The 22,745-nt window shown below is 45.1% G+C and carries 19 protein-coding genes and 1 pseudogene; 11 read left to right on the forward strand and 9 right to left on the reverse strand.

Going from position 1 to position 22,745, the window contains the following annotated elements:
* Nucleotides 1-185 precede the first annotated feature (185 nt).
* Nucleotides 186-980, reverse strand: a complete 795-nt coding sequence (locus BTO10_RS11835) for an ABC transporter permease (protein WP_105024635.1) — start codon at nt 978-980, stop codon at nt 186-188.
* 449 nt (nt 981-1,429) lie between these two features.
* On the opposite strand from BTO10_RS11835, the gene torE reads away from it, so the two are divergent.
* The 3 genes from torE to torA are packed head-to-tail and all read left to right on the forward strand — an operon-like array spanning nt 1,430 to nt 5,328.
* Complete coding sequence (torE, locus tag BTO10_RS11840; protein WP_105024636.1) at nt 1,430-1,609, forward strand: trimethylamine N-oxide reductase system protein TorE; 180 nt, start codon at nt 1,430-1,432, stop codon at nt 1,607-1,609.
* A 45-nt stretch (nt 1,610-1,654) separates the two neighbouring features.
* Nucleotides 1,655-2,839 carry a pentaheme c-type cytochrome TorC gene (torC, locus tag BTO10_RS11845; protein WP_105024637.1) on the forward strand — a complete coding sequence of 395 codons (1,185 nt, stop codon included), beginning with the start codon at nt 1,655-1,657 and terminating at the stop codon, nt 2,837-2,839.
* Between the two features lie 26 nt (nt 2,840-2,865).
* The gene (torA, locus tag BTO10_RS11850) at nt 2,866-5,328 is read left to right on the forward strand and encodes a trimethylamine-N-oxide reductase TorA (protein WP_004742046.1); all 2,463 of its coding nucleotides are present in this window, start codon (nt 2,866-2,868) and stop codon (nt 5,326-5,328) included.
* A 268-nt stretch (nt 5,329-5,596) separates the two neighbouring features.
* Here torA and BTO10_RS11855 read toward each other — a convergent pair whose 3' ends face one another.
* On the reverse strand, nt 5,597-6,811 hold the full coding sequence (locus BTO10_RS11855) for a putative manganese transporter (protein WP_105024638.1): 1,215 nt from the start codon (nt 6,809-6,811) through the stop codon (nt 5,597-5,599).
* 202 nt (nt 6,812-7,013) lie between these two features.
* Here BTO10_RS11855 and BTO10_RS11860 point away from each other — a divergent pair, with 202 nt between their 5' ends.
* Both BTO10_RS11860 and BTO10_RS11865 read left to right on the forward strand, forming a co-directional pair.
* Nucleotides 7,014-7,919: a manganese-dependent inorganic pyrophosphatase gene (locus BTO10_RS11860; RefSeq protein ID WP_004742049.1), complete on the forward strand. Its 906-nt coding sequence runs from the start codon at nt 7,014-7,016 to the stop codon at nt 7,917-7,919.
* A gap of 149 nt (nt 7,920-8,068) precedes the next feature.
* Nucleotides 8,069-8,458, forward strand: a complete 390-nt coding sequence (locus tag BTO10_RS11865; protein WP_105024639.1) for a DUF2750 domain-containing protein — start codon at nt 8,069-8,071, stop codon at nt 8,456-8,458.
* Nucleotides 8,459-8,562: 104 nt separating this feature from the next.
* Here the strand turns inward: BTO10_RS11865 and BTO10_RS11870 are convergent.
* The 7 genes and pseudogenes from BTO10_RS11870 to pspF all read right to left on the reverse strand — a co-directional run bounded on the left by BTO10_RS11870 (nt 8,563) and on the right by pspF (nt 15,742).
* Nucleotides 8,563-9,343, reverse strand: a pseudogene (locus BTO10_RS11870) (DUF2927 domain-containing protein).
* Nucleotides 9,344-9,378: 35 nt separating this feature from the next.
* Nucleotides 9,379-10,161 (reverse strand): peptide ABC transporter ATP-binding protein, encoded by a 783-nt coding sequence (locus BTO10_RS11875; RefSeq protein ID WP_105024641.1) that lies wholly within the window; start codon nt 10,159-10,161, stop codon nt 9,379-9,381.
* Nucleotides 10,158-11,159 (reverse strand): peptide ABC transporter ATP-binding protein, encoded by a 1,002-nt coding sequence (locus BTO10_RS11880; protein ID WP_004742055.1) that lies wholly within the window; start codon nt 11,157-11,159, stop codon nt 10,158-10,160. The genes BTO10_RS11875 and BTO10_RS11880 overlap by 4 nt, the downstream gene beginning before the upstream one ends.
* Entirely contained in the window at nt 11,159-12,046 is an 888-nt protein-coding gene (gene sapC, locus BTO10_RS11885) for a putrescine export ABC transporter permease SapC (protein ID WP_105024642.1), read from the reverse strand. The genes BTO10_RS11880 and sapC overlap by 1 nt, the downstream gene beginning before the upstream one ends.
* Nucleotides 12,033-12,995: an ABC transporter permease gene (locus BTO10_RS11890; protein ID WP_008222638.1), complete on the reverse strand. Its 963-nt coding sequence runs from the start codon at nt 12,993-12,995 to the stop codon at nt 12,033-12,035. The genes sapC and BTO10_RS11890 overlap by 14 nt, the downstream gene beginning before the upstream one ends.
* Nucleotides 12,995-14,617, reverse strand: a complete 1,623-nt coding sequence (gene sapA, locus BTO10_RS11895) for an ABC transporter substrate-binding protein SapA (protein WP_105024643.1) — start codon at nt 14,615-14,617, stop codon at nt 12,995-12,997. Before sapA ends, BTO10_RS11890 begins: the two co-directional genes overlap by 1 nt.
* Before the next feature lie 102 nt (nt 14,618-14,719).
* Nucleotides 14,720-15,742: a phage shock protein operon transcriptional activator gene (gene pspF / locus BTO10_RS11900; RefSeq protein WP_105024644.1), complete on the reverse strand. Its 1,023-nt coding sequence runs from the start codon at nt 15,740-15,742 to the stop codon at nt 14,720-14,722.
* Nucleotides 15,743-16,014: 272 nt separating this feature from the next.
* On the opposite strand from pspF, the gene pspA reads away from it, so the two are divergent.
* The 6 genes from pspA (at nt 16,015) to BTO10_RS11930 (ending at nt 22,696) form a co-directional block, all read left to right on the forward strand.
* On the forward strand, nt 16,015-16,686 hold the full coding sequence (pspA, locus tag BTO10_RS11905; RefSeq protein WP_105024645.1) for a phage shock protein PspA: 672 nt from the start codon (nt 16,015-16,017) through the stop codon (nt 16,684-16,686).
* A 14-nt stretch (nt 16,687-16,700) separates the two neighbouring features.
* The gene (gene pspB / locus BTO10_RS11910) at nt 16,701-16,934 is read left to right on the forward strand and encodes an envelope stress response membrane protein PspB (RefSeq protein ID WP_004742066.1); all 234 of its coding nucleotides are present in this window, start codon (nt 16,701-16,703) and stop codon (nt 16,932-16,934) included.
* Nucleotides 16,927-17,313, forward strand: a complete 387-nt coding sequence (gene pspC / locus BTO10_RS11915; RefSeq protein WP_008222647.1) for an envelope stress response membrane protein PspC — start codon at nt 16,927-16,929, stop codon at nt 17,311-17,313. Before pspB ends, pspC begins: the two co-directional genes overlap by 8 nt.
* 158 nt (nt 17,314-17,471) lie before the next feature.
* The gene (locus tag BTO10_RS11920) at nt 17,472-18,506 is read left to right on the forward strand and encodes an efflux RND transporter periplasmic adaptor subunit (RefSeq protein WP_105024646.1); all 1,035 of its coding nucleotides are present in this window, start codon (nt 17,472-17,474) and stop codon (nt 18,504-18,506) included.
* Between the two features lies 1 nt (nt 18,507).
* Entirely contained in the window at nt 18,508-19,593 is a 1,086-nt protein-coding gene (locus tag BTO10_RS11925; RefSeq protein ID WP_004742071.1) for an efflux RND transporter periplasmic adaptor subunit, read from the forward strand.
* Nucleotides 19,586-22,696 carry an efflux RND transporter permease subunit gene (locus BTO10_RS11930; RefSeq protein ID WP_105024647.1) on the forward strand — a complete coding sequence of 1,037 codons (3,111 nt, stop codon included), beginning with the start codon at nt 19,586-19,588 and terminating at the stop codon, nt 22,694-22,696. Before BTO10_RS11925 ends, BTO10_RS11930 begins: the two co-directional genes overlap by 8 nt.
* The last annotated feature ends 49 nt before the right edge of the window (nt 22,697-22,745 follow it).

Genomic DNA, 22,745 nt, shown 5'->3' on the forward strand with positions numbered 1-22,745 from the left:
AGACTTAATAATCACGATCTACAGATATGTATATGTCGTTGAAATTAACCAAGGATCAAAGGAAATGATCTTTTAGGTGGGGGAGTTGGATAAAAAAGGATCTATATTGATTTGGTTATCCACAGTTTCTGTGGATAACCTGTCTCAAATTCAGTGAGTAACCAGTTCTCATGGTAGGGGAGCGGCTATTTAGAAGCCTGAATTTGTGCAAGAACTCGACCTTCTTTGGTCAGTGATGTCTTCAAAGATAGTTGCAATGCAAGTGCCAAAGAGCAACTCATCATGACAAAAATAGCCAGCATGATCATCAGTTGATATTTAATAGCGATCATTGGTGAAGCCCCACCTAGAATTTGTCCTGTCATCATTCCTGGTAGTGTTACTAAGCCGGTAGTGGCCATCGACGCCATAATTGGTGACATCGCCTTCTGTATTGCATTGCGTACAAATGGCGCGGCTGCGTAACTCGGTGCGGCTCCTAGGGCTATAGCTGCTTCATATTCTGATTTTTGTGTTTCGAAAGCGCCAAACAAGTTCTGTAGTGCCACTATATTACTGCTTAAGCTGTTACCTAATAGCATCCCTGCAATAGGGATAAGGTATTGTGCACTAAACAACGGTGTCGGCTTGATGATAAAGAAGCAGATAAACAAAACAATGGGTACGCACGTTACAGCAAGACCTACAGCAACTGGGCCAAGTAGCAGCTTTCTAGGCAGCTTGGATTTTTCGACAATCGAACTCGCTCCGACGACTATCATGGCAAATAACCACAGTAAATTGACCCATAAGCTATTTAGAGTAAATAGGTACTCTAGGTAAAGCCCTACCAGAAAGAGCTGTACAGCCATACGCACAATACTAATAGAAGCCTCTTTGCCTAGACCTAATTTCAGTTTGTGATTAATGGTGATTGGTAAGAGGAGAAGTGAGCTAAATAGCAGTAACTGCCACCAAGATATGTCGATAACATCTTGCATAGTGCTTCCTTTTTATTGGACACACATCATATCTGAAAGTGCCAAATGATGAATTTCAGTACGCCAGTTTTTTCTTCAATTGTTACGCAATAGCTTTAAAAATTACAGCTCAAAATATTGGTTATTTTAGGTATTGTTAGCTACTACTTAGTAAGTAGAACGTTAAATTTGGTTACAGCACAGTTTCATAAGTGTTAGCGTTTGATGCTTTTGAGGTGTACTTAATTCTTCATATTTATTAATGATTTTTAATATGTTTCTTTAACTGAAAACAAAATTGGATGAACTCAAAAAAGTATTGATTAACAACAATTAAAGTATGGATTTCGTTGAACCACACTTTGTGTATGGTTTAATATTCGTGAGTAGGTAGCTAAGAAAATGTTCCCAGTAAATTAGCTCCGTAAACGGGTTAATCGGAATTACTAAATACAAAATAGGCACAGTGTATGAGTGATGTTAAAAAAGTTGAAGCGGGCGAAAAACGCTCGCTAGAGTGGAAGTCATTCCTCTTTATCGCGGTAGTTCTCTTTCCAGTATTGAGTGTAGCGTTTGTAGGTGGGTATGGGTTTATCGTCTGGGCACTTCAGGTATTTTTCTTCGGTCCTCCTGGTGCGCATGGCGCTTAACTCCTATCAAGCCTCATTAGCATTTAAAGTTTAAGAGAGTAAAAAATGAAATCGTTAATCATTAAACTGTGGCGAACTATGTCTCGCCCAGCCGTCCACATTAGCCTTGGTGTGCTTACCATGGGTGGATTTATAGCTGGTGTTATTTTCTGGGGTGGTTTTAATACAGCCCTAGAAGCTACAAACACTGAAAAGTTCTGCATCAGCTGTCACACCATGCGTGATAACGTATACGTTGAACTGCAGGAAACGGTTCACTGGAAAAACCACTCGGGGGTTCGAGCTACTTGCCCTGATTGTCACGTACCTCATAATTGGACTGATAAGATTGCCCGTAAAATGCAAGCTTCAAAAGAAGTGTTTGCACAGGTATTTGGTAACTATGGTGAACCGGGTGTTTTCGAAGAACGCCGCATTGAGCTTGCCAAACACGAGTGGGACCGCTTCTCGGCGAATAAATCTTTAGAGTGTAAAAACTGTCATAACTATGACTCGATGGATTTTAACCAGATGTCCCCAACGGCTCGAATTCAGATGAAACAAGCAGCAGAGAAAGATCAGAGTTGTGTTGATTGTCATAAAGGTATCGCCCACCATTTACCTGCGGGCATGGATAGCATCGGTGGTATCGTTGGTGACCTAGAAGGTATGACTTCAAACACTGATTACGGTGTAGGTCAGCAACTAGTTAGTGTTCGTCACCTACCAATCTACTTCGATGACAAAGGTGCTGAAGAAGCAGGTCTTCTAAACCCAGCATCGACTGTAAAAGTTCTTGAAGACAAAGGCGACTACGTTGAAATTGAAATCGACGGCTGGCGTAAAGCGAAAGGCTTCGGTCGTGTAATTCAAGAAGACTTCGGTAAAAACATCGCAGTAGCATCTCTACTGAAAGAAGCATCAACAGACGCGAACATTGTTACGGCTGGTGAGAAGAAAGTTGATGAGCTAACTGGTCTTCCTTGGGAGAAAGTAGCAGCGAAAGTATGGATCAAGAAAGAATCTATGCTGAACGACATCAACCCTGTATGGGAAAAATCGAAAGAAGCTTATAAAACTAACTGTTCTGTATGTCACACACAACCAGCTGAAGCGCACTTCGATGCGAACACATGGCCAGGTATGTTCGACGGTATGCTAGCGTTCGTTAACCTAGATACAGACAGCGAAGCACTGATCTTGAAGTACCTACAGAAGCACTCTTCAGATTATGCTGAAGGTCACCACTAATAAGCGTCGGATTGGAGTAAAAATAAATGGCTATTACACGAAGAAGTTTTCTTAAAGGTGTAGCAACCACAAGCGCAGCGTCAGTTATCGGTCCAAGCTTATTGGCTTCAGCATCTGCAAACGCAGCTGAGTCTACTGGTACTTGGAAAGTAACAGGTTCACACTGGGGCGCGTTCCGCGCCCACATCTACGCGGGTAAAGTTCAAGAGATCAAACCGCTAGAACTAGACCAGAACCCAACAGAAATGTTGAACGGCATCAAGGGCATTATCTACAGCCCATCACGTGTTCGTTACCCAATGGTTCGTCTAGATTGGCTGAAGAAGCACAAATACAGCGCTGAGACGCGCGGTAACAACCGTTTCATCCGTGTAACTTGGGATGAAGCTCTAGACCTGTTCTACCGTGAGCTAGAACGTGTTCAGAAAGAATACGGTCCATGGGCTCTACACGCAGGTCAAACTGGTTGGAACCAAACTGGTGCGTTCAACAACTGTACGGCACACATGCAACGTGCTGTAGGTATGCACGGTAACTTCATCACTAAAGTAGGCGACTACTCTACTGGTGCAGGTCAAACCATCATGCCTTACGTACTTGGTTCAACAGAAGTTTATGCACAAGGTACGTCTTGGTCTGAAATCCTAGAGAATTCAGACAACATCATTCTTTGGGCAAACGACCCAGTGAAAAACCTACAAGTAGGTTGGAACTGTGAAACGCACGAATCTTTCAACTACCTAGCGCAGTTGAAGGAAAAAGTAGCGAAAGGTGAGATCAACGTTCTATCTGTAGACCCAGTTAAGAACAAGACTCAACGTTACCTAGAGAACGATCACCTATACATTAACCCACTAACAGACGTAGCATTCATGCTTGCTGTTGCACACGTACTGTACAACGAAGACCTGTACGACAAGAAGTTCATTGAAACTTACTGTCTAGGTTTCGAAGATTTCATCAAGTACGTTCAAGGTGAAACGAAAGATAAAGTTGTTAAGACCCCTGAGTGGGCTGCACCTATCTGTGGCGTTAAAGCGGACAAGATTCGTGAATTCGCACGCATGCTAGTGAACGGTCGTACACAGATCCTTATGGGTTGGTGTATCCAACGTCAAGAGCATGGTGAGCAGCCATACTGGGCGGCAGCAGTAGTGGCAGCAATGGTTGGTCAAATCGGCCTACCTGGTGGTGGCATCTCTTACGGTCATCACTACTCAAGTATTGGTGTACCTTCAACTGGCTTCGCGGGGCCCGGTGGTTTTCCTCGAAACCTAGATACAGGTATGAAACCTAAATGGGATAATAGTAACTTTAATGGCTACAGCCGCACTATACCGGTTGCAAGATGGGTCGACAGTTTGCTAGAACCTGGCAAAGAGATCAATTACAACGGGAGTAAAGTTAAACTGCCTGGTTTCAAGATGATGGTTATTTCAGGAAATAACCCATGGCACCATCACCAAGATCGAAACCGTATGAAGCAAGCGTTTCAAAAGCTTCAAACTGTCGTCACTATTGATTTCGCATGGACAGCAACTTGTCGTTTCTCTGATATCGTTCTGCCTGCTTGTACGCAGTGGGAGCGAAATGATATTGACGTATACGGATCTTATTCAAGCAAAGGTCTGATTGCGATGCATCGCCTGGTTGATCCATTGTTCCATTCTAAGTCTGATTTTCAAATCATGAGCGAACTTACTCAACGCTTTGGTCGTCGCGAGGAATACACTCGTGGTATGAGTGAGATGGAGTGGATTCGCAGTCTTTACAACGATTGTAAGAAAGCGAACGACGGGAAGTTCGAAATGCCAGAGTTTAATGAGTTCTGGGAAAAGAGTGTACTAGACTTCGGTCAAGGTAAGCCTTGGGTGCGTCACGCTGACTTCCGCCAAGACCCAGAAATCAACCCACTGGGTACACCTTCTGGCTTCATCGAGATCACTTCTCGTAAGATCGGTCGTTACGGTTACGAACACTGTCAAGAACACCCTATGTGGTTTGAGAAATCAGAACGCTCACACGGTGGTCCTGGCTCTGACAAACACCCGTACTGGCTACAATCTTGCCACCCGGACAAGCGTCTGCACTCTCAGATGTGTGAATCTGAAGATTTCCGTGCTACTTACGCTGTTCAAGGTCGTGAGCCTGTATACATCAACCCAGTTGATGCAAAAGCGAAAGGCATTAAAGACGGTGACTTGGTACGTGTATTTAACGACCGTGGTCAACTTCTTGCTGGTGCTGTACTTACTGATAGCTACCCACGTGGTGTTGTCCGTATCGAAGAAGGTGCTTGGTATGGCCCTCTAAACGAAAAAGTAGGTGCAATTTGTACTTATGGTGACCCCAACACACTTACTCAAGATATCGGCTCTTCTGAGCTAGCACAGGCTACTTCTGCGCACACATGTATTGTGGACTTTGAGAAGTTTGTTGGTAAGGCACCTCCAGTTACTGCTTTTGGCGGACCTATTGATGCATCTTAAACAAATTACTTAAGCAGCCAAGTTTAAGTTAAAGCCCCTGTAAGCCAAGCTCACAGGGGCTTTTTTGATTTTGACAATTACGTATAAGTATTCATGGTTAGACGCCTTTGGAGCGCATCCGGAAGAGTATGGATAGAGGAAAGACAGTTAAGCTTCCAGGCTAGAGTGTGTTGATAGCTAAGAGTTGCTGTAAGTGGTAATTAGGATGACAAAGTAAAAGGGTCGATACCAAGTACCGACCTAATAGAAACCTATCGAGCTGCGAGATTTAAATCTCGAACATAAACCAATAACCGTATGCACAGAGTAAAGCGGGTATACTTGAGTACAAGGTCGCGACTAGTGCGGCTTTAGGTGCCATCGCAATGGCAGGGAACAGGGCATCACCATCATTTGAAATTGCATTGCCTACCTGAGCTGAAAGAGGAAGTGCGCCTGAAAGGTAAAGACTAGTCACCAATAATTGTGGTCCACAGCCCGGTAGCAAACCCATCAGGACCCCAGCCAGGGGGAGCATAATTCCCCAGCTTGAGAATAGCGTCGCAAAATCAACATTTGCTATCACAGAACCGAACTCAAAAAACAGAAAAGCAACCACGACCCACGCTGTAACAAAGTTCGTATCCTGCGCTGTTTTTTGTAGTGGATGAGAGCCTAGACATTTTTCGTCCTCACTTACCGCTGATTTGTAGTCTTTAATCTCACGTGTGAGTCCCCACAAAAACATTGAGCTAGTCAACAAGATAGCGCCAAGCCATTCCATCGACATTTCAGGTAAAGCGAGCAGTTGATTTATATCGACTTGAAATGAGCCGAGTAGGGCAACCAAAGCGCCTGGGATAATCAATACTGACCACAAGTAACCCTGCAAATTGATCGCTTTTTTAGAAACGGCTTCTTTGTCTTGTGATTGCGATGAACAGCTTCTAACAGGTTCATTATTCTCAACTTGTTTAGGGCGTAAAAAGTCATCGGCGTGGAATAGGTTGATGATTCGACCTGAAGCCGTACCGACGATGACACCCATCGCCATCATAGCTAGGCCTGTTTTCGGTTCGCTGGCGATGAGTAGAAAGGCTGCATCGCCCATAGTGGACACCAACACAGCGACAACAGCGCCGAAACCGAGCTTGCCCGAGATAAATTGTGTGGTTACCACGATAGCACCACCACAACCGGGCAGCGCCCCCATCAGAGCGGCAAATACAACTTGGTTGGAGCGAGATTGATGGACCAACTTACTGAATACGTTGTCTTTGTTGATGTAGAGAGCTAGCCAGTGATAGACCGCCAGGGTTAGAGCAACATAACAAGACACGGCCCAGAACGCGTCAGATAAGGTGGTTACCGTAAGCTCTCGCGTAGCCGGTGCTGCAACTAGAGCAGCAAGTGAAATAGGCAAAAGCAGTCGCTTGAAAGAGAGTGAAAACTGAGTGGTTTTCGCAGTGCTACTACTTGGTAAAAATGAGATTAGTCGATCCATAGGTGTTACTCAAAAATAGGTGTCTAAAGATTAATATATACGAATGATAATAATTATCAATTGCATTATTGGTTTTTTTCTCTATTCTTGAAGTGGGGAAAATCGACGAAACATGACCAAACTAAAAAAATAAGGTAAAGTGTGCCTAATAAAGAGAGGCTCTATAGGTAGAGTCGTAATTGTTAGTGTAATAGGAAGAAACATGATTTTAGTTGTTGGTCACAAAAACCCTGATAGTGACAGTATTTGTAGTGCGTTAGTTGCAACAGAGCTTCTTAAAGCTCGTGGCGAGGAAGCGACACCAATTCGCCAAGGCGAGATCAACCGCGAAACTCAACACATTCTTGAAGTTGCTGGCGCAGAAATGCCAGAACTTCGTACTTCTGTTGCTGGTGAGAAAATCTGGCTAGTAGACTACTCAGATCTAGCACAAGCACCAGACGATGTTGCTGACGCAGAGATCCTAGGTATTGTCGATCACCACCGTCTAGGCGACGTGATGACAGTTAACCCAATGGAAGCTTGGATCTGGCCTGTTGGTTGTACTAACACAGTACTTTTCAACATGTTCAAGATTGAAGGTCACGCTATCTCTCAACAAATCGCTAAGCTAATGATGTCTGCAATTCTTTCAGACACTGTTGGTTTCGCATCTCCAACTTGTACTCAAAAAGACAAAGACGCGGTTGCTGAACTTGCTGAAATCGCTGGCGTAGACGACGTTGATGCATTCATCAAAGCACTTCTAATCGCTAAAACAAACATCGAAGGCCTATCTGCTGCACAGCTAGTAGAAAAAGACCTTAAAGGCTACCCGTTCAACGGTCGCGATGTTGTTGTAGGTCAAGTTGAGCTTGCGACTCTTGAGCAAGTAGATGGCATGATCGAAGCACTTGAAGCGGATCTTGAAGAGCGTTGTGAGAAAGACGGTCTAGCATTCGCTGCTGTAATGCTTACTGACATCACTACTGCTCAAACTCGTCTACTTTACAAAGGTGAGTGGGCTGAGAAATTGGTTAAGCACGAAAAAGACGGCATGCTAATGATGGAAAATACATTAAGCCGTAAGAAGCAAGGCTGGCCTTGGCTACAAGGTGAGCTTGTTTAATCAAGTCACTTAATAATAAACGCCTGCTAATTTAGCAGGCGTTTTTCTTTGAAGTAAGCACTTTTCTTCATCGATAATATTTGCAGTTAAAAGCACTCTGCATAAAATAACTTTAAGCGCAAAGTTACTGACTAAAGTAGGAAATTAAGATGACTACACAGCTAGACGATAAAAGAATCGCGGAAATCAATAAGTACACGGGTGAGCAACGCCTAAAGTACTGTGTGAAAGAAATCGTAGCAAACCGTCAAGTATGGATCTTAACCGATGAGCACGGTTGTGTAATGCTAAACACAGAAGACGAAGACTGCGTTCCTGTATGGCCAAACCAAGAGTTTGCTGAGTCATGGGCGACAGGTGACTGGGCTGAGTGTAAGGCTGAGTCTATCTCATTGAACAAATGGCATAGCCGCTGGACGAATGGTCTAGAAGACGATGAACTTGCTGTGGTTGTATTCCCTAATGAGCAAGAAGAAGGCGTTATCCTGTTCCCTGATGAATTTGATTTCGAACTGAAGAAACAGGCTGCTAAGCGTTAATCTTCTCGTCACATCATAAGTCAGCGTTGCCTTCTGTTAGGCAACGCTTTAATCCTGTTTGCTGTTGCAGCGTCCCCCAAGTAACACAACTACTATCTCGCGTATTAATATCCAATCAACTGACACAAAGGTGCTTGCTGTGTAGTGTTTGGTGCCCGTTTAAGTACACCCGTCTCTTGATATCTCTTCAAAATTTTTCGCACAATGGGTTTTACTTGTGTTTTAGTCATCCCAGGTTTTAACTCTGGTTCGTAGAGTAATTGAAGTAGCACCACGTCTAGCGTTGAAAGTAGATCCTCTGGCGTATGATCGTTGAAGATGGAAGGGTAGGCTGTATCTGAATCATTGGGAAGCCCAAGAACTTGTGTGATTTCTTCTACGATACAGGCGACAAGCTTTCCTCGTGACCTAGCCTGATCAACAGGAATAATGATTCCTGCATAGACAATTTCACCTTTTGCGTTAGTTCGATAGCCTGCTGTGCAAATCGCACTGTTTAGGTGCTCGATCGATTTGAGATTGAGTACGCGTTTGGATTCCGAAATCCACTTGCTTTGTCTGGTGTATATCCACTTAACGTTCGCTTCAGACTCTTTATCGACGAGTGAGATAGGATGTTGGGTCACTTGAGCTAAGTGTTGGATATGCAGCTCTGCGAGTTCTTGATGAAGCTCTTTATCGCCGACACGATGGTCAATCCAAATTTTGATTGGTTGCTGCCATTTGGCGAGTGGTTTTGTTCCTGAGGAGTATTCGTGTTGCAGTGCCACGTTATAAAACGCGGTTTCTATGAAGGCTTTATCTAACCAAGTCAGTGGTGTGCTTGCCGCTTTAAATGAGAGGCTAACAAGCAAGAGGGGGAAGCATTGTAGCAGTTCGTAACATACTTTCCCTCCTACTGAACATAGCGTGGTTCTAGCTTAGTGGTTTGGCGCTTTGGAGAAATGACTCTCAACCAGTCTTTGAGTGATTTGGTGACTTGGGTTGGTTAATACTTCATCGGTGTCCCCACTCTCAACCACATCGCCTTCGTGCATCACAATGATTTTGTCGGTGATGTGCTTAACAATGCCAAGGTGTTGAGATACGTAGACGAAAGATACGCCCATCTCTTCTTGCAGTTCTAAGAACAGGTTGATGATCTGAGAACGCATTGCCATATCTAGACCGTTCAAAGCTTCGTCAGCGACAATGATTGATGGTTGAAGTATCAAGGCACGAGCTAGACAAACCCTTTGTTTCTGGCCCGCAGCAAGCATCTGAGGGTAGAAGTAAGCATGTTCCGGCAGAAGGCCTACACGTAAGAGTGTGTCCTTTACACGGCGCATGCGGGCTTCTGGTGGCATGTTGGTGTTTCGCTTCAAAGGGCCTTCCAGAATACGACCAATCTGAATGCGCGGGTTAAGCGAAGTGTTGGGATCTTGGAAGATCATGCGAATCAGCTTACAGCGAGTCGAATAGTCTTTATGCTCTAGCTTTTCACCGTTTACACGAATCTCACCCGCAGTCGGTGCTACCATGCCTGCTAGCATTCTTGCTAATGTCGATTTCCCAGAGCCGTTCTGACCAATAAAGCCGATCGTTTGGCCTGCTTCAAGCGTAAAGCTTACCGGTTTCACCGCTTGATGAATCTTTTTACGGAAAAGACCAGAGCGAGTCGTAAAGTCTTTAGATAATTCACTGACTTCTAATAATGCACTCATGATTTCTTTTTCTTCTCCATATTCAGAGGGAAGTGGCAGTTAAACTTATGGTTCTTAATTCGCTTGGTATGTGGAATTTCCACACACTGTCTTTGCGCGTAAGGGCAACGTGGACCTAATCGACAACCAATAGGTAGATGCTGTAGTGGAGGAATCGACCCTGGCAGTGATTGAAGCTTCTCTTTGTGTGGGATCCAGTCGTTAAAGTCTGGCATCGCTTTCAACAGAGCCACAGTGTATGGGTGCTTTGGTGCATCCAACAGTTTTTGCGTATCCGCAGATTCAACAGACTGACCACAGTACATAACGGTAATTCGAGTCGCCCATTGAGTGATGGTCGTTAAGTCATGGCCGATCAGGATGATGGTCGTATTATGGAGCTGATTCATTCGGCTCAATAATCGCAAGATCTGAGACTGGGTAATCGGGTCCAAGTCGTTGGTCGGTTCATCGGCAATCAAGACCTTCGGTTTGGCCGCGATTGCCATCGCGATCATCACTTTTTGACACTCACCATCAGTGAGCTCGTAAGAGTAGCTGTCCATTAGACGTGAGTGATCTTTGATGCCGACTTTGTGCAACAGAGCGATAGCTTGCTTCTTGCGCCACTTAAATCGTTGCCACCATCGACCTTCAAAGGCGTGGGAAGGAATGGCTTCGATCAGTTGATTGCCCACTTTTTCCGAAGGATCAAGACACGTCGATGGTTCTTGGAAAATCATCGCGATGTCACGAGCAATAACACGTCTGCGCTCCTTCGGTGTTAGTTGAAGCAGGTCAACATTCCCAAGTCGCATACGGTCAGCGGATACCTTCCAGTTTTCTTTACAAACACCAACGATCGCTTTAGCAACCAAGCTTTTACCAGAGCCTGATTCACCTACTAAACCACGAATTTCCCCTTCATTGAGGGTAATACTCATTCGATCTACCGCTTTAACCATCCCTTGAGGGGTCTCAATTTCAATGGTTAGATGTCGAATATCAAGTAACGGCATTATTCGATTCCTGCATTTAGCGCTTGGCGAACACCTTCACCGACGAGGTTAATCACAATCACTGTAAACATAATGGCTAGGCCGGGTAGGGTTACTGTCCATGGTGCGAGATAAATCAGTTCTACAGAATCACCGAGGATAGAGCCCCATTCGGTACTTGGTGCTTGAGCGCCAAGCCCAAGGAAGCCTAAGGCGGTGATATCAAGAATCGCGACCGATAACGCCAGTGTAATTTCTAGTGCCACCACAGTAAGAATATTTGGAAGAATCGAGTTCCACAGCAGGTAGAAGTCGTTTGCACCATCAAGGCGAGAAGCCAGAATATAGTCTTTCTCTACCTCAGCATGCACGGCAATGTAGACCGAGCGAATAAAGCGCGGAATCAATGCCAAACATAAGGCCAGCAAGATATTGAACTCGCCAAAGCCAAGGAATGCTACAAAGATGATTGCTAGTAGCAGAGACGGAATCGACATCACCGTATCAAGCAGGTGGTTTAGGGTACTTGATAGCAAACCACGCGTCATACCCGCAAGTACGCCAATGAGACAGCCAATAACGGCAGCGATAAAGGTAATCACGACAGCAGCGCCAAAGGTAAACTGAGAGCCAATGATTAAGCGAGAAAGAATATCTCGGCCTAGATCGTCTGTACCCAAGAAATATTCAACAGTACCTGCTGGATCCCAAGATGGCGGTGTTAGTAGATGGCCCGTTTGCTCTTGTACATCATGGGGAGCTAACCACGGAGAAGTGATCGTCACCAGAATGATCAGTATCAAACACCACAAGCCAAACATCGCAAGGTTGTTAGAGCGGAAGCTACGCCAGAAGCGCTCAAACTGGGTAGGAATTTGTTCTTCCTGGTAGACGTTATTTGTTAGCATACCATTCCTTCCTTACCAGTGGATTGACCATAGCGCCTAACAGGTCAGACAGAATATTTGCAGTCAAAACCAGAGTTGCCACCACAATTACGCCAGCTTGAATAGAAACGTAATCTTGATTCGATAAAGCGTCCAATAACCAGCGTCCAATTCCCGGCCAGTTAAAGATAGACTCGGTAATGATCGCAAGCGTTAACATGCTCGAAAGCTGAACACCGACCTTAGGAATAATCGGTGGAATCGCATTTCGTAATACGTGCTGAGTCACAATCTCTCTTGTTGATAGACCTTTAATACGTGCCGCACGGATGTAGTTCTGCGTCATCACTTCAGCTACAGACGCTCGCATTAAACGGATAACCTGAGTCGTCGGTGCCAATGCTAAAACAAGACACGGAAGCGCCATGTGCTCGATGACACTTTGCAACGCGTGCGCGCGGTAGCGACCTTCAGCAAAAAAAGCATCGATGATCGCGAAGCCCGTCACGTGCTCAATCTCATAAAGTAAATCGTATCGACCGCCAACAGGGAACATCTCAAAATGCAGAGAGAACACCATAATCATCAATAGTGCGACCCAGAAAATAGGTGCAGAGTAACCCGCCATCGAGGTGAACGAGATAGTGGTGTCGACAAATTTACCTTGCCTCATGCCTGCGATGGTCCCAAAAGGGATGCCAATCAAAAGCGCTAACACAAACGCAAAGAAACACAGTTCTAATGTGGCTGGGAACACAACCACAAGCTCATCAATGATAGGTGTGCCGTGTTTGCTTAAGCCAAAATTCAGCGTCGACAATTCAGTGACGTAGCTTATCCAGCCTGGCCAGAAATCTTGAATCGCCCACGGTGAGGTTTGGTCGAGTCGCAGTAACGAAAAGCCGACCATTGTCAGGATAGCAAGCGTGATCACGAACAGGTTAATACGTCTTAATGTATACCAAAACATCAGTGCACCTCTCTTCTGACTTGATCAAAAGGTTGGGCATTGAACGGGCTTTGTTTAAAGCCGGTTAGTGAACGATCATGAACACGGAACTGCACTCCATGAGCCAGAGGGATCACAGGAACTTCTTCGTTAAGAATGTTTTGGGCTTGGCGATACAAGTTTACACGGTGCCTTTGTTGGTTGATCTCTAAGGCTAAATCCAGAAGGAAATCAAAGTCTGAATTACACCACATCGATACGTTGAGACCTGCGCGCTCAGAGCTGCACGAGAGTAGGGGACGCAAGAAATTATCAGGGTCGCCGGTATTACCTATCCAGCCAGTTAGTAGCAGATCTGTTGAGGCGATTGAAGATAGCTGTGTACGGTCGAATCGATCGTCTGTGTATAGTTTCAATTCGATGCCGATGTCCGCTAAGTTAGCTTGGATAAGCTCAGCAGTCTTACGCGGGCTTGGGTTGTACGCTCTTGGTTCTAGCGGTACCCACATTGAAAGCTCTAACCCTGGCTCTACGCCGGCTTCTTTGAGAAGGGCAATCGCATAGTTTCGGTCGTAGCGCACTTGAACATTATCTTTCTGATGAGCCCAAGATGTCGGAGGCAGCAGTGTATAAGCCTTGGTGCCTGTACCGTAGTATACCGAATCAAGAATATTCTGGCGGTTGATAGCCAAGTTCAGCGCTTTACGTACTCGAGAATCACGTAGGGCAGGGTGCTCAGTATTAAGGGCGATGAAAGAGACATTAACCGCTGGTGTCGCGGATATCTGCAGCTCTTCATGTGCTTGAATGATTGGGATCTGGCTAGAAATCGGCGAGTTCAACACATCACATTCATTGCGCAGCAACTTAGCGAGTGTGCCAGTGCCGCGTTGTGAGGTATCGAAAACCACTTGGTCCATTTGCACATCACCTTTCCAGTAATGCTTGTTCTTTTTAAGGCGCACCAAGTCGTTGATTTGATATTCATCCAGATAGAATGGACCTGTACCAACTGGCTTTGAGTCGATTTCATTCTTCTCATCAGCAGCCACGAGTTGGTTTGCGTATTCCTTAGAGTGAATCACCGCATAACTGGTCGCGATGTTATTTAAAAAGGAATTGTCTGGTCGGCTTAATTGGAATTTAACCGTTAAGTCGTCCAATGCTGTGATATCAACAATCAAGTTTTTGAAATCGATACCAGCAAACCATGGATATAGGCCACCGCCCACATAGTGGAATGGGTTTGAGCTATCAATGATACGTTCGAAACTAAAAACCACATCTTGCGCGTTCATAGAACGAGTTGGCGTAAACCAGTCTGTGGTCTGGAACGCAACGTTCGGGCGAAGTTTGAAAGTGTATTCAGTACCTGATTTATCGACAGACCAACTTGTTGCTAGGTTCTGTTGTGGTCGATAGGTCATAGGATCGAGTGTGAGCAGCGTGTCGAAGATTTGAGGGCTCAGCGATTCTGCTGTAATTCCACTATCAACCAATTGAGGGTTGAAGGTACTAGGATTACCTTGGCCGCAATAAATGAAGCCTTTTTCACGAATTTGATCGTGATTCACACTCTCACCACATCCGGCTAAAAAGCTCAGCGTGCAGATGCTCAGTGATAGTCTTATTAGTGCTTTCATAAAAAGAAATACTTTTCGAAACGAGGCGTTAGAGGAGCCTCAAGATCCGGATAATTTAACATTTTATTTATTCGGCTCCAAATAATAATCCTATGAGTGTGGCTATTTCTCACTGCCTTGTCCGACAATCGCGTACTTCCTCACCATTCCCCTTAATTGGTTGTAGGTGAGCCCGAGTAATTCGGCGGCTTGTTTTTGGTTGTATTTGCTCTCTTTTAAGGCTTGATTGAGCAGTTTGATGTCTTGTTGTTCTTGCCATGCTTTGTAGTCAAGAGGCAAAGAAAACGAGCTCTCAGTAGAAGTATGGCTGTTGGATGGAGCATTTCCAATTTCTTGAGAGGATTCTTGATTCGTGTCCCACGCTGGCTTGAACGGGTTAAATACCAAAGATTCAATAGGGTATGGGTTATTGCCATGTTGGTAGATGGCACGTTCGATGACGTTCTTGAGCTCCCTGACATTACCTGGCCAAGAGTATCCCAACAAGGATTCAATGGCTGATGGTGCAAAGCCAACAAATAGCTCAAGCTCTAATTCACGGCACATCTTAATAGCGTAGTATTCGGCCAGTAATGTGATGTCTTTTTTACGTTCACGAAGCGGCGGGATAGTAATCACATCAAAGGCGAGTCTATCCAATAAGTCGGCTCTGAATTCGCCCTTAGATGCCATCTCTGGTAGGTCTGCATTGGTCGCACACACAAGCCTTACATTTGCACTTAGTGCTTTTTGCCCGCCAACACGTTCATATTGTCCGTATTCAATAACCCGCAATAGTTTCTCTTGAACTGCAAGGGGCGTTGTCGCGAGTTCATCAAGAAATAGTGTGCCGCCCTCTGCTCTTTCAAATCGGCCATGGTGACGACCTTTTGAACCGGTAAAGGAGCCTGACTCATGACCAAACAGTTCTGAATCAATTAAGCCTTCGCTCAGTGTTGAACAGTTTAGCGAGATCAGGGGCTGGTCCCAACGCTTTGAGAGGTAATGGAGCCTTTGTGCAATCAACTCTTTACCTGTACCACGCTCGCCAATGATCAGAATAGGTCTTTCTATTGGAGCCAGTTGAGAAACTTTGTCCAAAACAGAGAGAAAGCTAGGTGATTCACCAATGAGATTCTGCTGCATAGCGGGTCCTTGTAGTAGCTGAGCGCTGGTGGAGGTCATATAAGGGCTGTAATGGTGAAAAATACCAATACTTGGTTAAATTCATCATAGCATGGTTCAGGTTAATCGCCATTACATTGTAAGTGACTGATAATTAATGCCTTAAAAGTTGGCACGCTACTTGGATTACTTATGGTAGGTTTAACAACAAATGTAAATTAGCGAGCAAGTGGTGATGAGTCGCACAACGATTTAAAACGCATTTGCCTTCAATTGTAATTAAGGAGTTTCTCATGGGTATTTTTTCTCGCTTTGCAGACATCGTAAATTCAAACATCAGCGCATTATTAGACAAGGCTGAAGATCCTGAAAAAATGATTCGCCTGATCATCCAAGAAATGGAAGATACATTGGTAGAGGTTCGCACTAATTCAGCAAAAGCAATCGCGGACAAGAAAGAACTCGCTCGTAAAGTTGAAGCTATCGAAATTCAGATTCTTGATTGGCAGAATAAAGCGACACTGGCACTGACCAAGCAACGTGAAGATCTAGCGAGAGCGGCGCTGATCGAAAAGCAAAAGCTGGAAGAGATCATCAAGAGCCTTCACACAGAGCAAACGTTAGTGCATGAAACGATTGAGAAACTAACGAATGAGATTGGTAAGCTTGAAACTAAGATCGCAGAAACACGTGCCAAGCAACAAGCTCTGATGATTCGCAACAACGCTGCAAGCAACCGTCGTGATGTGCAAAAACACCTGCACTCAAGCAAAACCAGTGAAGCAATGGCGAAGTTTGAGCAATTCTCGCGTAAAGTGGATGAATTAGAAGCTGAAGCGGATGTTTACGCGAAGACAGGCAATGCAAAATCATTAGACCAAGAATTTGCAGAGCTACAAGCTCAAGATGAAATTGAAAAAGAGTTAGCGAAACTGAAGCAACAAGTTGAAAACCGCGATAAATAATTCAGGAGTTGTCTATGTCCACATTTCTAATTGCAGGTCCACTGATTGTCTTTTTGATCTTCGTGGCACCGCTATGGTTATTCCTACATTACCGCAGCAAGAAGAAATCCAGTAATGGGCTATCGGAAACGGATCTTCAACGCCTGCATAAGCTTTCAGCACAGGCAGAATCGATGCAAGATCGTGTAACAACGCTAGAAAAAATACTGGATGCGGAGTCACCTAACTGGAGACGAAACTATGAGTAGAGATCTGTATCGCGATCCAATTAACGGTAAGTTGTCTGGCGTGTGTGCAGGGTTGGCGAACTATTTCGGCCTGGAAGTCTGGCTGGTTCGCATCATGGTTATCTCTGCTGCACTGCTCGGTGGTAGTTTTTTGGTGTTATTGGCGTATATTGCTTTGACATTTATGCTTGAAAAACAACCACCTCAGTATGTCGACCAAATGAAGGCTAAACAAGAGCATACGCTCAAGCAAAAGCCTTGGGAAAAAGGGCAAACTGCAGAGTCGCTATTGAACACTTTAGAGGGTGATTTCCAGAAGTTAGAGACCAGTGTCCGCAACATGGAAGCTTATGTCACATCCGATACGTTTAAAGTGAACCGCGAATTTAAGAACATGTAGCGGTAAAACCTAAAAAATATAAGATGACGGTTTAGGAAAATTTATTCCAAGCCGTTATTTTTTTTAATAATTTTCTCTAAATAAATCTTACGCTGACTGGTAAGTTACATGCGATTAATCTATGTTATAAAAATATTTATAGATATGGATGATCACCAATGTATAGAGCCTCCCTTGTCCTATTGACGGCCTTAGCTGGGTTGTCTGGGTGTGGTAAGGAGCTTCCTCCCGTACCTGAACCTGAATCTAGACCCGCCAAACTCTTCACTATCTCCGTCGGTAACAATGCTTTTGAGCGTAATTTTCCTGCTACAACTGAAGCTGGTGATAGAGCGGTACTCGCATTCCGCGTTCCCGGGTTATTACAGAGCATCGACGTGACTGCTGGGCAGCATGTGTCGAAAGGCGACAAACTCGCCATGCTAAACCCTGATGAATATCAACTGCTAGAGAAGCAAGCAAAAGCGAACTTTCAGCTTGCCGATGTTCAGTACCAACGTGCGATCAAACTGCGTAAAGACCGCGTAGTGTCAGAGCAAGATTTCGACCAAGCGAAAGCAAACCACAATTCAGCTCGCGCGATGCTTAATCAAGCGAACGCGAATCTTCGCTACACCACTTTAGTTGCCCCTTATGATGGCACCATCTCCATTATTCCAGCTGAAAATCATGAGTACATTGCCGCTAAAGAAGGCGTAATGAATATTCAAACCAATCAGATTCTTAAAGTCGTTTTCTTATTACCCGACCAACTTATTACGCGCTTTTCTTCAGGGTTTGAAACCGATGCAACCATGGTATTTGATGCGTTTCCTGAAAACTCCTACGTACTGACGTTCCAAGAGGTTGATACGGAAGCTGACCCTAAAACGGGTTCATATAAAGTCACTATGGTGATGGAAAGACCAACCGATATCGGCATCTTGCCTGGCATGTCTGGTACCGTGAATCTTGTGTCAGCTCAAGCAGCTGCAACCAAAATCCCGACCTCTGCAATGATGACTGATGGCGATGATGTCTCAGTTTGGCGAGTGAATAGTGATGGTATCGTTGAAAAAGTCGCGATCGTGATTGATGAAAAACGTCACATTGTCTCTGGCTTAAACGATGGAGATCGCATTGTAACTTCTGGTGTTAATGGCCTTGAATCCGGCATTAAAGTTCGAGAGTGGATCAAGGAAAGGGGGCTATAACATGAGTGCATTCAAATTAGCGACAGGACTGTCATGTTTAGCTTTGCTGACCGCTTGTGGAGAAAAGCCTCAAGTAGAAGCCGAGAACATTCCATTAGTTAAAGCAATTGAGATTTCAGTATTAGATTTCAATGACAAACTCTATTTCCCAGCCGTTGCCAATGCGGCAGAAAAAGCACACCTGAGCTTTCGTGTGGCGGGCGAGATATACAGGCTCGATGTTAAAGAAGGCGAACGAGTTGAAGCTGGGGATGTGATTGCTGAGCTAGATCCAACGGACTATCAATTAGACGTCGATAATGCCCAAGCTCGATATACTGTGGTGAACAGCCAGTTCAGGCGTTCAAAACCTCTAGTGAAAAAGGGCTTACTCGCGAAGTCTCAGTTTGATGAGATTGCCGCTCAACGTCAGATTGCATACGCCGAGTTAGAGCTGGCGAAGCTTCGCTTGTCTTTCACTAAGCTCAAAGCTCCCGTTGATGGCATCATTTCCCGTGTCAGTGTCGACCAATTTGAGAACATTCAGGTTGGTCAGCAAATCGTGAATATTCACAGCGTTGAGGATGTTGAGGTGGTGATTCAGCTACCTGATCAAATCTACGTTAACCAGCCTAGCGAGACCATCCTTGAAAATGTGACAGCCTTGGTACGAGTTCCAAGCGGTAATGAGTACCCAGCAGGCATTAAAGAGTTCACAACAGAGCCCGATCCAAGCACCGGAACCTTTACCGTGACCTTGGCACTGCCTATGCCTGAAGACGATCTGATTTTGGACGGTATGGCGGTCGACGTTACCTCACATGGTCGAGATATTGGCTTAGAACTGAAAGCCGGTGTTTTAGTGCCTATTGAGGCGGTATTCAATGCTGACGGCGATGAACTGACTCGTAAGAACTCATTCGTTTGGGTCATTAATGACGACAACACCGTTTCAAAGCAGAAAGTGGTATTAGGCAAAGCTAACCAGAAAACGTTGCAAATAATCAAAGGATTAGAGATGGGGCAACATATAGTTGTAGCGGGCGTATCGCGATTGCGAGATGGGATGACAGTGGAAGTATTATCTCAGGAGGCGAACAATGAGTGAAGCAAATAACAAGCCCCAGAATGACGCTCAACAAAGTGACGACCAGATCACGGGTGTAGCGGCTTACTTTATTCGCAATAAAGTTATCAGTTGGATGCTGTCGTTGATTTTCCTGATTGGTGGTGTGTCTGCCTTCTTTGGTTTGGGGCGTCTAGAAGACCCGGCCTTTACCATCAAAGATGCGATGGTTGTCACCTCTTACCCAGGTGCGACACCGCAGCAAGTGGAAGAGGAAGTCACTTATCCACTAGAGAAAGCGATCCAACAACTTACCTATGTTGACGAGGTTAACTCTATCTCTAGCCGTGGCCTGTCTCAGGTTACGGTAACGATGAAGAACAACTATGGCCCAGACGATCTGCCGCAGATTTGGGATGAACTTCGTCGAAAAGTGAATGACTTGAAAGTGTCACTGCCGCCTGGTGTGAACGACCCGCAAGTTATTGATGATTTTGGTGATGTTTACGGTATTTTGCTCGCGGTAACCGGTGATGGCTACAGCTATAAAGAACTGTTGGACTATATCGATTATTTAAGGCGTGAGCTGGAACTGGTTGATGGGGTCAGTAAAGTTTCTGTTTCTGGTCAGCAGCAAGAGCAAGTTTTCATTGAAATCTCGATGAAACGGATCAGCTCTTTGGGTATCTCGCCAAACACAGTATTTAATCTTTTATCGACTCAAAACATTGTTTCCAGTGCGGGTGCGGTGAGAATTGGTGACGAATACATTCGTATCCATCCTACGGGCGAGTTCCAGAACGTAGAACAGTTGGGTGATTTGATTCTGACCGAAGGTGGTGCTCAAGGCCTGATCTATCTAAAAGATGTGGCAGAAGTAACCCGCGGTTATGTTGAAGTACCGACTAACATTATCGGCTATAACGGTAAACTAGCGCTTAACCTTGGTGTGTCCTTTGCTCAAGGCGTAAACGTGGTCGCGGTGGGTGAAGCGTTTGACCGCAGGCTTGCTGAATTGAAATACCAACAGCCAGTTGGTATCGATATTTCAGAGGTTTATAACCAACCTAAAGAAGTAGATAAATCCGTAAGCGGCTTTGTGGTGAGCTTGGGGCAGGCGGTTGCGATCGTAATCGTGGTGCTACTGTTCTTCATGGGTCTGCGTTCCGGTCTATTGATTGGCTTGATACTGCTACTGACCGTGTTTGGTACCTTCATTTTCATGCAGTACTTCAAAATCGACCTCCAACGTATCTCACTGGGTGCATTGGTTATCGCACTGGGGATGCTGGTGGATAACGCCATAGTGGTGGTCGAAGGGATATTGATCGGCACGCAGAAGGGGCGAACCCGGATGCAGGCCGCCACTGATATCGTAACTCAAACTAAATGGCCATTGTTGGGTGCAACGGTTATCGCGGTAACGGCATTTGCGCCTATCGGCTTGTCTGAAGACTCGACGGGTGAGTATTGTGGCACCTTGTTCACGGTTTTGCTTATCTCGCTAATGTTGAGCTGGTTTACGGCTATCTCAATTACGCCATTCTTTGCCGATATCTTCTTTAAAGGTCAGAAGGTCGATGCAGACAATGAGGGTAAAGATCCGTACAACGGGATGGTTTTTGTTGTCTACAAAAACTTCCTAGAATTCTGTATGAAGCGTGCGTGGCTAACCATGATTGTTCTGGTGATTGGTCTAGGTGCAAGTGTTTACGGTTTTGGTTTCGTAAAACAAGCTTTCTTCCCGTCATCGACAACACCAATGTTTCAAGTTGATGTTTGGATGCCGGAAGGGACCGATATTCGAGCGACCAACACTAAGCTTAAAGTGCTTGAAAGCTGGTTAGCTGAACAGGACGAAGTTGAACACATCACGACGACCGCAGGTAAAGGCTTGCAACGTTTCATGCTGACTTACGCACCAGAGAAAAGTTATAGCGCTTACGGCGAGATAACGGTTCGTGTTAAGAGCTACGAAGTGCTTGAAGGGCTAATGAAGCGCTTCCGTGACCATGTTAATGGTCAGTTCCCTGAGATCGACTACAAGCTAAAACAGATTGAGTTAGGTCCTGGTGGCGGTGCGAAGATAGAAGCTCGTATTGTAGGCTCTGATCCAACGGTATTACGTTCAATCGCAGCACAAGTGATGGATGTAATGCGTGCTGATAGTGGTGCATTTAACGTTCGCCACGACTGGCGTGAGAGAACTAAGGTGCTAGAGCCTCAGTTCAATGAAAGCCAAGCTCGTCGTTACGGTATCACCAAGTCTGATGTTGATGATTTCCTCGCGATGTCTTTCTCTGGTAAGTCGATTGGTGTGTATCGTGATGGTACAACGCTGATGCCAATTGTGGCTCGTTTACCGGAAGATGAGCGTGTTGATATTCGTAACATCGAAGGTATGAAGATTTGGAGCCCTGCGTTAAGTGAATACATCCCACTGCAACAAGTGACTTTAGGTTATGAGTTGGAATGGGAAGATCCACTGATCATCCGTAAGAACCGTAAGCGTATGCTTACAGTGATGGCGGATCCAGACCTACTGGGCGAAGAAACTGCTTCTACGTTACAGAAGCGCCTACAGCCACAAATTGAAGCGATTGAGATGCCACCGGGTTATTCTCTTGAGTGGGGTGGTGAGTATGAATCATCAGCTAAAGCGCAGGCATCTCTGTTTACAACCATGCCTCTTGGCTATTTGTTTATGTTCTTGATCACTGTGTTCCTGTTTAACTCAGTAAAAGAGCCGCTGATCGTGTGGTTAACGGTACCGCTGGCTTTAATTGGTGTGACGACTGGCTTGCTGGCCTTAAACACCCCATTTGGCTTTATGGCTCTGTTAGGCTTCTTGAGTCTATCCGGGATGCTTTTGAAGAACGGTATCGTACTGCTTGACCAAATAGAGATTGAGATGAAGTCAGGTAAGGATCCTTATGTTGCTGTCGTTGATGCTGCACTAAGCCGTGTTCGCCCGGTATGTATGGCTGCGATTACAACGATTCTAGGTATGATTCCTCTGTTGCCAGATATCTTCTTCAAGCCAATGGCGGTAACCATTATGTTTGGTTTAGGTTTTGCAACGGTACTGACGCTTATCGTTGTACCGGTACTGTACCGCCTGTTCCATAAGATTGACGTAGCATAACGCCAATTTACCTTTGAAATAATGCCCCTAACTGGGGCATTATTTTTAT

This window comes from Vibrio chagasii (genome assembly GCF_002954585.1).
In the GTDB taxonomy this organism is placed as follows: Bacteria; Pseudomonadota; Gammaproteobacteria; order Enterobacterales; family Vibrionaceae; genus Vibrio; species Vibrio chagasii_A.